The sequence below is a fragment of the Vibrio sp. OY15 genome, from assembly GCF_000742455.1.
In the GTDB taxonomy this organism is placed as follows: domain Bacteria; phylum Pseudomonadota; class Gammaproteobacteria; order Enterobacterales; family Vibrionaceae; genus Vibrio; species Vibrio alginolyticus.
In genome coordinates this window covers 315,923-329,167 of sequence record NZ_JPIL01000012.1, presented here as the reverse complement: position 1 = coordinate 329,167, position 13,245 = coordinate 315,923, and the positions used below count along the sequence as shown (strand labels likewise).

Genomic DNA, 13,245 nt, shown 5'->3' with positions numbered 1-13,245 from the left:
TTAATGATTGAACTTTTAAACTTCGCCTATTCTATCCAACTCTATAACTTGAAGCTACCAACCATCTTGTCCAAACGAGAAGAGAGCGCTTGAAGATCGCGACTTGCATCCGCCAACTCTTCTGCTGTCGCGGTTGTCATTTCATTTATCGCGTTGATTTCTTCGATATTTTGATTAATGGTATGCACCACCGTGGATTGCTCTTCCGTCGCCGTTGCAACCTGTGTATTACGATCAGAGATGTCGGTGATTCGTTCAGAAATACTGATTAATACCTCGACTGCTTCATCGGTAGAAGTAACCCCTTCTATGGTGACCGCTTTGCCCGCTTCCATAGCACTTACCGCGTCTTGTGCGTCACTTTGAAGCTGATTGATCATGCGCTGAATCTCTTCTGTAGAATCGGCCGTGCGTGAAGCTAGGTTTCTTACCTCATCAGCAACAACCGCAAAACCACGTCCCTGCTCACCAGCACGAGCAGCCTCAATTGCAGCGTTTAGCGCAAGTAAATTCGTTTGCTCAGATATGTCACGAATTACACCCAGAATCGAGCCAATATCTTTGGTTGTCGATGCCAACTGCGTCACAACAATATTGGTTGTTTCAACATCATCGGCTAGGCGGCTGATCACCTCTTTTGCTTTCATCACAACTTCTCGACCAGTTTGAGTGTTATCTGAAGCCTGATTTGCCGTATCAGCAGCGGTAGCAGCGTTCGATGCAATTTCACTGATGGTCGCACCCATTTGGTTGATAGCTGCAACTACTTGAATGGTTTGATCACGCTGCTCTTGGCTGTTGTCGTGTGTGGATGTTGCTTTCGTTGACACACTTTCTGCCGCTTGACTTAATGAGCCACTGGTTAAAGCAACCTCTTTCATCGTGGCATGAATCTTCTCAATAAATCCATTAAAGCCTTTTGAAAGCTGAGCAATTTCATCATTACCCTTAATTTCAATACGCTGCGCCAAATCGCCTTCACCTTGCCCAAGGTCGGTAAAACGATCGGCAATCAGTCGGATTGGTTTCGTAATGCTGTTTGCTAACCATACGCCCATGAGGATGAATACAACGGCAACAATGATGGTCGTAAACAGCATTTTTTTAGCTGTCGCATTCAGGTCTGCGAATACTTCATCAACGGGAACCACGCCAATAACAAACCAGTTCATTGAAGGAACATACAAACTAGAAACAAAAGTATCCTGCCCTTCAAACTCCACATTAATTAGGTTGAAGCTATTTTTGTTCAACAGCGCACTTGCGTCACTACCAAATAGTTTAGTGATAGAAGTTTGGTTCTTACCTTGTTGACGGTGTATTTGAATCTGGCCTTGTTCATTAGTGAGGAACACGTAACCCGTATCTTCAATTTTAAACCCGTTGAGCAAAGTAACCATGTCTCCCATAGATTTAGAGAGACCTGACATTGATGTACCATTAAGATCTTGGAAATTGGCAAACATTTTCACTTCGCCATTTGCCTCTTGGAACACACTCACGGACGTTTCTTGACCAGACGACGTAAATCCAAAGAACCAAGCATCTTGCGTTCGGTTAAGTTGACGTAAGAATCCGTTTTGGTTCCAGTAATATGCCGTTTGACGATTCGCTACCGACGCATCATTAAGACCATACTGTGATTTAACATTATTGAGCTGCTGCACCAACTGAACTTCTACTGACGGATCACGGTCTGTATTAGATAGGGCTTCAACAATAAATTCGTTTGTAGCCAGCTGTTTTGCCGCTTGTTGCATTTCGACAACTTCGCGGTCAATTTCGGTATTGATTTGCTGCAACATCGCAGGTAGCTCGATGTCAATAAGACGATGGCTCAATACATCTCTCGCATGACGCTGAGCCATAACACCAACAATGATTGTTGATGCTAGAACAGCAAACGTAATGCCAAGTACAACCTTCTGTTTGATGCTCAAGGAATGAAGTTTCAACATATTCGGACCTTTTAAAAGAATCACTTGTTATTGGCCCCACAAGGGGAATCAGGTGCATATCTCATGACACGCACACCACGGAATCTTTATCGGCTCATATGTACAAAACTAGAGGCATTTCTCATTATATTATGAAAAATAAATGTAACACACTGTCAAATAAGCACTTTCAGAGATAGCACGTACTTGCAATTCTCTGTAGCGTCCCAATATTGAAAAGATAAATTGCAATAGAGCATTGGAACTTTTTTCACATGGAAAATGACCAATACTCAACACGAAAATCACATGGATACCGAGAGTCCAAAGCATGCATAAATCTAACTTCGAAACTCTTCAGCAATACTTAGAGTCGCAGATCATCGGACAGCAAGATCTGGTAAAGCAACTGCTTGTTGCGCTTCTTGCGGATGGGCATATTTTAGTTGAAGGCCCTCCTGGGTTAGCAAAAACCCGTGCAGTAAAATCACTCTCAGACTGTGTTGAAGGCGACTTCCACCGCATTCAGTTCACCCCTGATTTGCTGCCAGCCGATTTAACCGGCACCGATATCTTCCGTCCCGAAACCGGAGAATTCACTTTCCAATCAGGTCCTATCTTCAACTCGCTTATTCTTGCGGATGAGATAAACCGTGCACCAGCCAAAGTACAAGCGGCAATGCTTGAAGCAATGGCAGAGAAACAAGTCACAGCAGGTCGTCATACCTACCCGCTGCCAGAGTTGTTTTTGGTTATGGCAACTCAAAACCCGATAGAGCAAGAAGGGACCTACCCCCTTCCTGAAGCGCAGCTAGACCGCTTTTTATTGCATTTAGAAGTGGAATACCCAGATGCGGAGCATGAGCTATCTATCTTGCGTATTAACCGCGGAGAAGCAAAAGGCGAAGCAAAGGTTGAACGCCCAATGTTAAGCCAACAAGATGTATTCACCGCACGTAAAGAAGTGTTGGATATTCATATGGCGGAAACGATAGAGCAGTACATCGTCCGTTTAGTTATGGCGACACGTCAAGCCAACGAATATGACACTGAGTTGGACAAGTGGTTGTCAATGGGTGTGAGTCCGCGTGCCACCATCGCTCTTGATCGCTGTGCACGTGCGCACGCTTGGCTTGCTGGTCGTGATTTTGTCTCTCCGGAAGATGTTCAAACCATGGCTTATCCGGTACTGCGCCACCGTTTATTGTTGAGTTACCACGCTCAAGCGGAAGGCATTACGGCAAACCAGGTCATCGATAAACTGCTAAACCTTGTTGGCAGTGCATAAACAGGTGAGTGATATGTCCGCTACACATTCATTACCACCTCATGCGAATGGGGTGACATTAACCCTTGAAGAGCTGCTCCAATATCGCACTCAATCTGTACGTTGGTTACCACCAGCACAGAGTCTCTGGTCGCAGATGAGTGGTAACCATACCAGTCGCCAAAAAGGGCGAGGTATGGATTTTATGGAGGTGCGCCAATATCAACCTGGCGACGATATTCGCAGCATTGATTGGCGAGTCACCGCTAGGACCGGTAAAGCACATACGAAGTTGTTTGCAGAAGATAAAGAGCAAGCGGTCATTCTTTATCTTGATCTAAGTTCTAGTCTACATTTTGGATCTAAGTATGTACTCAAATCCGTTCAATTGGCCCACTTTGCCAGTGTTCTAATTTGGCTAACTCTAGCTAAAAAAGATCGCATCGGCGCAGTGATTGATGACGGACATCAATGTCTTGAATTTCGCCCCTCTTCTTTACAAAGACAAGGGCTGCGGATTCTTAACGCCATAGTCGACATACATAATGCGCAAGTAACTCGTACTGCAAGCAACGACACTCGTACACTGCCGTATGCACAAGTATTGGAGACACTTCATACGCTCACCCCAAAAGGCAGCGAATTGATTATGCTCAGTGATTTTGCCCACGTAACACCAACGGAACTGGCACAACTACGTCGACTCAAACAACACAATAGCGTAAGGGCTGTTCAGTTTTATGATCCGTTAGAAAGAGGCGAAACAGACTTTAGAGGTCAAGTGAAAGCTTCGGATGGGCTGCATAGTCAATGGTTTAACTTTGGCTCTAAAGGACAACGAAGAGAACTCGAAAACCACTTTACCCAACATCAAGAAACCATTAAGCAGCAATGCCATTCAATAGCAATTCCATTTAACACGCTATCAAGTGGCCGGCCCTTAATTTCACAATTAAGCTAACAAACTGACAAGCAGTATTTATTAAGCAGTAATAATAATGACAACAAACAACCAAAGCCTAGACCTTGAACCTTTGATTTTGCCAAACGCACCGGATTGGTTTCCGCTCGCTTGGGGATGGTGGGTGGTGCTTGCAGCAACCTTGCTGTTCGTTTTCGGCATTTGTCTTTATGTGAGATGGCGTAAAAAACACTTACGCGCAAAAAAGACAGCATTAACACTTTTAACTCAACCTACCGCGCCTCATACCCCTTCCTCTGCTCTGGAAATATTGCGCCAGGCAGCATTGAGTTACTTTCCGCGTGAAGAGATCGCACCATTAACTGGAATCACTTGGTATGAATTTCTCGATAGCCATACCAAAGAAAGTCGATTCGTAGACAAACAACATCAGTGGCAAGAAGCGTTGTATCAGAATTCTTCCCAAGGGCAGCATCAAAGCTTGGTAGACGATTGTGTCTTTTGGATAACCTACGCTTTGCCACCAAAGAAAAAGGCAAATAACCGTGACTGAGCAAACACTCATAACCGATCTTGCCCAATGGCTAAACATTGAATTTGTCTGGTGGTGGGCACTGTTTTTGTTGCCCATCCCCTGGCTGGTATACAAGTTTCTGCCACAAGAATCTCAACAAGCCGAGATCAAATTGGCGTACTTACCAACTAATGAGAATCGCAGCAAGCCTAAGCAAGCGCTGCAAAAAGCACTTTCAATCGCGATCTGGGGCCTTCTTGTCGTCGCTTGTGCGCGTCCAGTTTGGTTTGGCGATCCCGTTGAATTCCAACCCAAGTATCGGGACTTGATGTTAGTCGTCGATCTGTCCGGTTCGATGCAGCAGGAAGACATGGAACTCAACGGCGAATATATCGATCGCCTCACAGCAGTCAAAAAAGTTCTGTCTGATTTCGTAGCAAAGAGAAAAGGTGACCGTCTCGGAGTTGTTTTGTTTGGCGACCATGCTTATTTGCAAACACCACTCACTGCAGACCGCAAAAGCGTCATGCAACAGATTAATCAAACCGTCATCGGCTTGGTTGGTCAACGAACCGCCATTGGTGATGGTATTGGGTTAGGCACAAAAACCTTTGTAGACAGTGATGCTCCCCAACGAGTCATGATTTTGCTCAGTGACGGCAGCAATACTGCAGGGGTGCTCGAGCCGCTAGAAGCAGCGGAAATTGCGAAAAAATACAACGCCACTATTTACACCGTGGGCGTGGGCGCTGGTGAAATGATGGTGAAAGAGTTTTTCATGACTCGCAAAGTCAACACCGCAGCCGACTTAGATGAACAAACACTGACTAAAGTGGCAGAGGTGACAGGTGGACAATATTTTCGAGCGCGAGATACGGAAGAGCTCGAAAAGATTTATGACACCATCAACCAGCTAGAACCCGTATCTAGCGACACACAAACTTGGCGCCCACAGTCTGAATGGTTTCCATATCCATTAAGCGCTGCATTTGTATTATCGGTATTGTTATTCCTATTAAGGAGAAAACATGGCTGAGTTTATTTTCCTCAATCCTTATTGGCTTTTGGGGCTCATCGTGATCCCTATAGCACTCTTGCTTAATCACAAATTTAGAGCCCAAAAGTCCACACTGATTGCCCCTCACCTATCGCGGATGCTCGGACAAAACACGCAGTCTAAGCATTACTTCACTCTATGGGGTTTAGCTTGGGCAATAACTTGCATTTCATTAGCGGGGCCAAGCTGGCAGTCCAATGCTCGACCAAGCTTTGAGTTAAACCAAAACCGAATCTTGGTGCTTGATATGTCTCGCTCTATGTTTGCTACAGACATCAAACCCAATCGGTTAGCACAAACACGTTATAAGGCGCTCGATTTGCTGCCTAAATGGAAAGAGGGAGCCACTGGACTTATTGCTTACGCTGGCGATGCCTATAACTTAAGTCCACTGACAACTGATTCCAGCACGCTTGCGGGCATTATCGAAAATTTGTCACCAGAGCTGATGCCTTTTCAAGGAGCAAACCTGCCTGCCGCGATTGAACTTGCGATCAACCAGTTTTCTCAAGCTGGCACGCAACAAGGCGATATCATCGTGTTAGCGGATGATCTTGATACGTCAGAGCTGTCTCGCGCGTTAGATTTAGTCCAAGGTACAAAGTTTCGCATTTCTGTTCTTGCCGTCGGGACTCCTAACGGTGCGCCTATCGCGCTGCCCGATGGCTCTCTGCTAAAAACTGCACAAGGCACAACCGTCGTAGCGAAAACAAACCTGAAAAATCTACAGACGCTAGCGAATAAAACTGGCGGTCTATTTGTTCCTATTCAGCACACCAACCGTGATGTTGAAAATATCGCGGCCTTTACTAATAACATTGGTAGCCAGCTTTCTGCGACCCAAAGCGAAGAAGTTAAAACTGATTCTCGTCTCAACAGTGGCTTTTGGTTACTGCCGTTGTTACTTATTCCTGCGGCTTTACTGTTTCGACGCGGCCTGATTTGGGTGTTAGTTGCGACTGTAGTCCCAGTAACGTGGACACCGCATGCAGAAGCTAATCCGTTCTTAAATGCCGACCAACAAGGAGCGGAACTCTACAAGCAAGGTGAGTATGAACAGGCGCAAAACCTATTTACAAACCCAAGCTGGAAAGGAGCCGCCAGTTATCAAAAAGGTGACTACGAAGCCGCTATCGAAGCATTTTCTCATGATGCCTCCCTTAACGGCCGCTATAACCTCGCCAACTCGCTCGCTCAAAATGGTCAATTAGAAGATGCGGCTGATTTGTATAAAAAACTGCTAGAGGAAAAGCCTAACTTTGAAGCCGCGAAGAAAAACCTATCGGTTGTAGAAGAAAAGCTAAAACAGCAACAGCAACAGCAACAAAAGTCTCAAAACGAAGGGAAAGAAGCGCAAGGACAACAGTCACAAAATCAGCAAGATTCTGAAAATAAAAAAGAAAAACAAAAAACGGAACAACATCAACCGCAACGAGATGACAAGCAAGTGAAGGATCAAGGTGAACCAATACAGGCTAAAGCGCATCCCGAAAAAATGCATCAGGATGATCCTGAGTTCCGTCGACTAGAAGCAGTAGAAAGTGCTCGCGACCCAAGCTTTTTGATCCGTGCGCAAATGCAACTTCAAGCGCAACAAAAACAACCTCCACAACAATCTCAAAAGGAGTGGTAAGCCTGTGATGAACAAAGGCGTAAAACTGGTCTTTATTTTTGTGGCCAGCCTAATATCCAGTTTCTCGGTGATGGCACAGACACTTCAAGCTAGTGTGAATAAAACACAAGTAGCCAAGAATGAAGTGATTAACCTCAGAATCATTTCAGATACTGAGCTCAGCTCAGACTCAATCGACTTCAGTGTTCTAGAGAAAGACTTCTTCTTGGGTCAACCTCGTTATGGCCGCTCTAGCAATAACATTAACGGAAGAAAATCAGTGCGTACCGAGTGGAGTATCTCAATTGCACCAATGAAAGAAGGTGTTCTGACTATTCCAAGTTTTTCCGCTGATGGTATGAGAACGGAGCCGATCAAACTGCGTGTCAACGCGAGCCAAACAGACCCCAATCTTGATGATCTATTTAGCTTCAATATTACGGTCGACAACAGTACGCTCTACCCTCAGCAATCTGCAACATTACGTATACAACTTCTAATTAAAGCGGACACTCGACGCCTAGATAACCCGCAAATAGTACCTCCGCAGATTAAAGGCATGAAGCTTGAGGCACTGGGTGGCTTACAACAAAGACAGAAGATCTTAAATGGGTTAGAAGTAGCGATCATAGAGCAGTCGTTTCGCTTAACGGCCAATCAACCAGGCACTTATACCTTGATAGGTCCTAAACTGACCGGTTCTTATATTTATGGCGACAGCTTGACGGGCTCAACCAAAATAATGCCTATCAACACCAAAGCGGAACGCATGCCAATCACGGTCAAACCGATTCCGAGCGAATTTAAAGGTGAATGGCTTCCTGCTTCAGCGTTAGAAATGACACAGAGCTGGCAAGACGATCAAGGTAATCTACTGTCGACTAACGCGATCAACACAGTAAAACAAGGCTCTTCACTCACTCGAACCATTCAAGTTAAGGCTCGCGGTACACAAGCCGAATATCTGCCACGAGTCAATATTAGTTACCCGAGTTCACTGCGCGTGTATCCCGAACAACCTAAGTTCGATAGCGCGAGAGATGGCACCGTTACCATGACGGTGAAGCAAGTCATTATTCCTACAGAGGCCGGGAAATATACCTTACCAGGATACGACTTGAACTGGTGGGACAGTCAAAATGATGAAGCGAAGAAAACAACGTTACCAGAGCTAACATTAGACGTAGAGAAAAATGACACTGGGCTAATCACGTTGCCGGAATCGCCTCTTTCAGCGCCTTTAGTGTCAGCCCCTAGTCCTGAATCAAGCGGCGATGTAAACAGTCTCTGGCGAACATTAACCTTTGTTTTCTTAGGGCTTTGGATAATGACATTGGGAATCGCTATTTGGGCATGGAAAAAGCGGTCAATAACAGCGAGTGGAACGGTTTCAAATACTGAACAACCACTTTGCATCGACGCGCTAAAAAAAGTCATCGAAGAGGGCGATGCTGCGAAAATTGAACGCTCTGTAAATGAGTATTTAACCACTCATCAAGACAGGCTAAACCCTGGCGACGTACAAGCAATTAAGCAAGAGCTTAATGCCATGAATCAAGCGTATTTTAGTGCTAACCAACAACCTTGGAACCCTGATTCGCTGCTAGCGAAAATTCAAAACCTTGGCAAAGCAAACGTAACAAAAACCGACCACCAGCTCGAAAAGCTATAAATAACTAGATAACAATGGCAGCTCTCATGAGCTGCCCATTCTCTTATCCGGCCAAATTTGCTTTAGCGGTTTTATCTAGAGCACCAACCGCCGCCCCCTTCCCTATCAAGTTGCTCTTATGAACATCACTCACTCAACAAACACTTGGGGCTCGTATTCGTATCGCCTTACACAATTTCGCCCATGATTCTTCGCTTGATAGAGTGCCTTATCCGACAACTGATATAAATGGTCGAAATTAAAGTCTTTGCCTTTCGCTTTATAACAGGAGTAACCGACTGAAACGGTGAGTAACTCCCCTTCTGGGTTATGTCGATGCTTTATCCCCTCGCCCTCGATGCACTGACGAATGCACTCTGCTCTCAGTCGAACCTCCTCTTGCTCAGAACCAATCATGAGCAATGCAAACTCCTCACCTCCGATACGGCAAAAAACTTCATCTTCACCTTTGGTATGATGATCCAAGATATAGCCAATTCGCATCAATGCGATATCGCCTTCGAGATGACCATAGTGATTATTGAATAAGCCAAAATGGTCAATATCAATCAGGATCAGGCCAAACGACATGTCGTCTTCACACTCTAGGGCACAATATTTTTGCATCACATGTTCTAACATGCGGCGATTACCAAGACGCGTCAAAGGATCGAGCTTAGAAAGTACCTCAAGCTGTCGATTGGCTTCCTCCAACTCTTTTGTTCGGTTCTGAACCTCCAGCTCTAAGTTTTCGTTTAATTCGCGAATCGCCTCTTGAGCTTGAGTACGTTGCAATACTTCAGCTAAGCTGGACGCGAACATACGAATCACTTCACGTAACTGAGAAGTTAACGGCGCACGTGTCAGCAAATTATCAACAGCGATAAAGGCGATAGGACCACTGCTATTTGAAGTCAATACCGTCATCGCAGCCCAACCAAAGCCAACAATATTACAGTCATGATAAATAGGCACTGATTCTTCAAATGCGACTTCGTTTGGCATTGAGCGAGCCAGATTTATAAGAGAGAAATCTTGGGTTTCGCCAAAGAAGTAAGATTCATCCACCACATTACCTTGAATATCGGTACCCCACGTTCCTTGCATGTAAGAGCAATTTTCATCAGTTAAAAACACCGCCATTCGATCAATACCAAGATTTTTAATGGCGAAAGTGACGGCCGATTTGCATACTCCACTGACAGTAGTGCAACGTGATAACTCAACCATGCTTGAATGCAACATGCGTACGTTTTGTTCTTGGCGCTTACGAATGTAAATTTGAGAGAAGAGTGAACCAAACGAGTCCAACATCTGTTTTTGATATGCCGTTATCGGCTTACGATGAATAAAGTTATCTAGCGCGAACCACCCAAACGGTTCATTGCCATCGCGTAAAATCAACATCGCATTCCAGCCCTGCCCGATGACCTTGCCTGCTGTGTATATTGGCGCGTCTTCTACAATCACTAAGTTGCTCTCAAGGCTAGATAACGCGGTGATATACTCCTCGCTAAGTTGGTGTAAATCGTATTGTGTGTGAAATTCATCAATCGTAATTCCTGACTCATCCGTGCCGTATGTACCACTGAAGCTGCGCTTTTTCATATCGAGAAGCATCAGTGTAGAGCGATCAAACCCAAGTCGTTCACGTAACGCTTCGACGGCTTTGTAGTACAAGTCCTTTAAAGAATCAGGATTAGAGATTTCGAGTGCAACTTGCTGAACTAACTTCATATTTTCGATAAAGCGCTCGCGTTGGCTAATCTCATCAACATATTGCGCTTCACGAATATCTCTGTGCCTGATCTCTTTCGAGGCATTTTTTTCAGCACGAATACATTGCCAACGCGCCGCTGCGAGTTGCATTGCGTCGTAACTTTCTTCATAGATATTATGTGCCGTGCGAGCATGTACAGATTGAATCAGTAGGTAGGTACGTTTGATAGGCGTGTTGTCGAGCATCATGATGTAACTATCACCGCCTAAATCTCGGGTGTGATTCCAGTTACAAGTGTTGATCGCCAGAGGTATGATGCTTTCAGAGGTATCAAACTGACTTGCCCACTCCCAGAATGTCTCAGGATAGTTTTGGGTTGGGTAAAGCTCTCCGCGAGAGAAGCTCATCGAATGACGAGGGTTAATTGAAGGATCTTCAAAAATAGCGAGGGCTTGAGGGGAGAACAGACTCTCTAAATGATCAAAGATTGCCTCCGCTAGCAACCGATGATCCCTCGTTGAAGACACTTTTCTTGTAAAACTTCTTAAACTCACCCTACCAACCTAATCTACTTTTTTATCCTCGATAAAAAACTACTTAGGCCATGATATGCAATCAATACGTTCAAATTTGAGCTGTTAAGTCATTCGCAAAATTATCAGACTTAGTGTTACATTCGAGAGCTCTTCAGCACTTTTAAAGCCATGTTTCACATAAGTTACATGCTTTATAAACTGGGGAGGAAAGTTGTACTCATTTACAAGATTTTTGTGTTGGTAGATGTTTTAAGCCTACGACTTAAAAAGAAAAAGGCCCCTCATCAAGAGGGGCAAAGTTACCATCGCTTATAGTTATTTAGTTATGCTTGTAAATACGGTGGATTAACCGAAATCACCATTTACGTAGCCTTGAGTACGGTCGTCTTGAGGGTTGCTAAAGATCACTTGCGTATCGTTGTGCTCAACCAGTTCACCCATTAGGAAAAACGCAGTGCGGTCAGAGATACGACGCGCCTGTTGCATTGAGTGAGTCACGATAACGATGGTGTAGTTCTTCTTTAGCTCTTCCATCAGTTCTTCGATTTTGTGTGTCGCAATTGGGTCAAGTGCCGACGTTGGCTCATCCATCAGAATCACATCCGGCTCCATCGCGATTGTACGTGCAATACATAAACGTTGCTGCTGACCACCAGAAAGACCGAATGCGTGTGATTTAAGGCGATCTTTCACCTCATCCCAAAGTGCAGCACCGCGCAGCGAACGCTCTACCACTTCATCAATTGTCTTTTTGTCTTTGATACCTTGAGCACGTAAGCCGTAAGCCACGTTCTCGTAAATGCTCATCGGGAATGGGTTTGGCTTTTGGAATACCATGCCGACTTTGATGCGAAGGTCAGCAACATCAATGTTGCCGTAAATATCTTCGCCGTCCATCGCCAATTTACCTGTAATTTTCACGCCTTCGATTAGATCATTCATTCGGTTCAAACAGCGTAGAAGCGTTGATTTTCCGCAACCTGACGGGCCGATAAGTGCAGTTACTTGGCGAACTGGAATTGGTAAGTTGATCGATTTCAGTGCTTGGTTGTCACCGTAGAATAGGTCTAGGTTTTCAATATCAAATTTGTTCATTGTCTTAATCTCTTAATTCTTGAATTCGTGTCTTTTAACGTGCGTTCTTAATTAGTGTTGTTAGTAAGTTGCGGTGTTAAAACGTCTAGCAATCAGTTTCGTTACCATGTTGATCAAGAGAACAACTACGATAAGCACTGTTGCCGTACCGTAAGCCTGATTCCATTCTTCAACGGTAAACAGTTCGGTAGTCAGTTTGTATAGGTGAACGGTTAGCGTACGACCTGAATCCAATAAAGAATCCGGAATACGTGCAACCATACCTGCTGTCAGGAATACTGGAGCAGACTCACCAATGACACGACCAATACTTAGAATGACCGAGGTTAAGATACCTGGCATTGCGCTTGGAAGAATCAAACGCCAGATAGTGTAAATCTTAGAAGCACCGAGGCCATAAGAGCCTTCACGGTAAGTTTGTGGCACTGCCATCAGCGCTTCTTCCGTTGTACGGATGATCACTGGCAGGATTAGGATACTTAGCGTCAATGCACCCGATAGAATCGAGAAGCCAAGGCCAAGAATCGCCACGAAGAAAGTCATACCAAACAGGCCGAAAATGATCGACGGGATACCCGCCAATGACTCGGTACAGAATCGGATGATTTTCACCAAACGACTGCCCACTTTCGCGTATTCGGTCAAGTAGATTGCCGTCATGATACCGAGTGGCGCTGCCACTGCGATAGAAGCGATAACCATGTAAATGGTCGCCACAATCATTGGGAAGATACCGTGCTCTTCACCTGTGCGCGTATAGTTATCAGTAATGAAGTTCCAATCTACGTGTTGTAGACCGTTTGATAGGATGTACCAGATAATCCAGAACAAAAAACCTACCGTTAGTGCTGCCGAGATCCAGACAAATGCGTTAAAGACATTATCTTTGAACTGGCGTGCTTTTTTCAGTTTTGTGCGATCCATAAAAGTCACC

At 44.8% G+C, this 13,245-nt stretch carries 10 protein-coding genes; 6 read left to right on the top strand and 4 right to left on the bottom strand.

Annotation, left to right across the window (positions count from 1 at the left end):
• Positions 1–41: 41 nt before the first annotated feature.
• Entirely contained in the window at positions 42–1,958 is a 1,917-nt protein-coding gene (locus tag IJ23_RS15535; protein WP_025768546.1) for a methyl-accepting chemotaxis protein, read from the bottom strand.
• Between the two features lie 310 nt (positions 1,959–2,268).
• On the opposite strand from IJ23_RS15535, the gene IJ23_RS15530 reads away from it, so the two are divergent.
• The 6 genes from IJ23_RS15530 to IJ23_RS15505 are packed head-to-tail and all read left to right on the top strand — an operon-like array spanning position 2,269 to position 8,981.
• Complete coding sequence (locus IJ23_RS15530) at positions 2,269–3,225, top strand: AAA family ATPase (RefSeq protein WP_033906738.1); 957 nt, start codon at positions 2,269–2,271, stop codon at positions 3,223–3,225.
• Between the two features lie 13 nt (positions 3,226–3,238).
• Positions 3,239–4,165 carry a DUF58 domain-containing protein gene (locus IJ23_RS15525; RefSeq protein WP_033906737.1) on the top strand — a complete coding sequence of 309 codons (927 nt, stop codon included), beginning with the start codon at positions 3,239–3,241 and terminating at the stop codon, positions 4,163–4,165.
• Positions 4,166–4,202: 37 nt separating this feature from the next.
• On the top strand, positions 4,203–4,679 hold the full coding sequence (locus IJ23_RS15520) for a DUF4381 domain-containing protein (protein ID WP_033906736.1): 477 nt from the start codon (positions 4,203–4,205) through the stop codon (positions 4,677–4,679).
• Complete coding sequence (locus IJ23_RS15515) at positions 4,672–5,676, top strand: vWA domain-containing protein (RefSeq protein WP_050550100.1); 1,005 nt, start codon at positions 4,672–4,674, stop codon at positions 5,674–5,676. Before IJ23_RS15520 ends, IJ23_RS15515 begins: the two co-directional genes overlap by 8 nt.
• Positions 5,669–7,330 carry a VWA domain-containing protein gene (locus tag IJ23_RS15510; RefSeq protein ID WP_033906735.1) on the top strand — a complete coding sequence of 554 codons (1,662 nt, stop codon included), beginning with the start codon at positions 5,669–5,671 and terminating at the stop codon, positions 7,328–7,330. Before IJ23_RS15515 ends, IJ23_RS15510 begins: the two co-directional genes overlap by 8 nt.
• Positions 7,331–7,334: 4 nt before the next feature.
• The gene (locus tag IJ23_RS15505) at positions 7,335–8,981 is read left to right on the top strand and encodes a BatD family protein (RefSeq protein ID WP_050550099.1); all 1,647 of its coding nucleotides are present in this window, start codon (positions 7,335–7,337) and stop codon (positions 8,979–8,981) included.
• A gap of 129 nt (positions 8,982–9,110) precedes the next feature.
• Here IJ23_RS15505 and IJ23_RS15500 read toward each other — a convergent pair whose 3' ends face one another.
• The 3 genes from IJ23_RS15500 to pstA form a co-directional block, all read right to left on the bottom strand.
• Entirely contained in the window at positions 9,111–11,234 is a 2,124-nt protein-coding gene (locus tag IJ23_RS15500; RefSeq protein ID WP_025768552.1) for a sensor domain-containing diguanylate cyclase, read from the bottom strand.
• A gap of 327 nt (positions 11,235–11,561) precedes the next feature.
• Positions 11,562–12,311, bottom strand: coding sequence for a phosphate ABC transporter ATP-binding protein PstB (gene pstB, locus IJ23_RS15495; protein ID WP_005375156.1), 750 nt, complete (start codon positions 12,309–12,311; stop codon positions 11,562–11,564).
• Positions 12,312–12,371: 60 nt separating this feature from the next.
• The gene (gene pstA, locus IJ23_RS15490) at positions 12,372–13,235 is read right to left on the bottom strand and encodes a phosphate ABC transporter permease PstA (RefSeq protein WP_005375155.1); all 864 of its coding nucleotides are present in this window, start codon (positions 13,233–13,235) and stop codon (positions 12,372–12,374) included.
• Between the last annotated feature and the right edge of the window lie 10 nt (positions 13,236–13,245).

Bases quoted from the DNA above. Each gene is read 5' to 3' on its own strand.
- IJ23_RS15525 (WP_033906737.1), top strand. From the start codon at position 3,239: ATGTCCGCTACACATTCATTACCACCTCATGCGAATGGGGTGACATTA.
- IJ23_RS15535 (WP_025768546.1), bottom strand. From the start codon at position 1,958: ATGTTGAAACTTCATTCCTTGAGCATCAAACAGAAGGTTGTACTTGGC.
- IJ23_RS15530 (WP_033906738.1), top strand. From the start codon at position 2,269: ATGCATAAATCTAACTTCGAAACTCTTCAGCAATACTTAGAGTCGCAG.
- pstA (WP_005375155.1), bottom strand. From the start codon at position 13,235: ATGGATCGCACAAAACTGAAAAAAGCACGCCAGTTCAAAGATAATGTC.
- pstB (WP_005375156.1), bottom strand. From the start codon at position 12,311: ATGAACAAATTTGATATTGAAAACCTAGACCTATTCTACGGTGACAAC.
- IJ23_RS15510 (WP_033906735.1), top strand. From the start codon at position 5,669: ATGGCTGAGTTTATTTTCCTCAATCCTTATTGGCTTTTGGGGCTCATC.
- IJ23_RS15520 (WP_033906736.1), top strand. From the start codon at position 4,203: ATGACAACAAACAACCAAAGCCTAGACCTTGAACCTTTGATTTTGCCA.